The organism is Alteromonas alvinellae, from assembly GCF_902705805.1.
Map to the genome: position 1 here is coordinate 1 of NZ_CACSIH010000014.1, position 427 is coordinate 427.

The 427-nt window shown below is 40.0% G+C and carries 1 protein-coding gene; it reads right to left on the reverse strand.

Going from position 1 to position 427, the window contains the following annotated elements:
• Window positions 1-43: 43 nt before the first annotated feature.
• The coding region (locus ACX5KA_RS01120; RefSeq protein ID WP_458730245.1) for a DUF411 domain-containing protein at window positions 44-427 on the reverse strand (384 nt) is incomplete at its 5' end.

Genomic DNA, 427 nt, shown 5'->3' on the forward strand with positions numbered 1-427 from the left:
CTTTGATTGTCAAAAGTGCGCATTTATTTGTTTAACTTTGACTTCAATCGAATTGACTTTCGTAGCTTTCTACTTTCGCGTAAGGTTCGTAGCTCCCATCTTGATATATAATGAAAACGGTATAAGGCATAAACTGCTCTGCTACTTCCATTCCGGGTGAACCTACTGGCATAGCTGGAACAGATAACCCGATAGCCTTTGGATGTTCTTCTAACAAAAATCGTTTTATAAACTTAGAAGGGACATGGCCTTCAAATACAAAGCCACTTTCTGTAACAGCGGTATGGCAAGAGCGAAGACTTGGCGAAATTCCGTATTCGTTCTTGATGTTGCTCAAGTTATGAAAGTCCTTTGTACGTAGGTGAAACCCTTGGCTTTCTAGATGGGTTATCCACTTTTTACAGCATCCACACGATGGTGATTTATA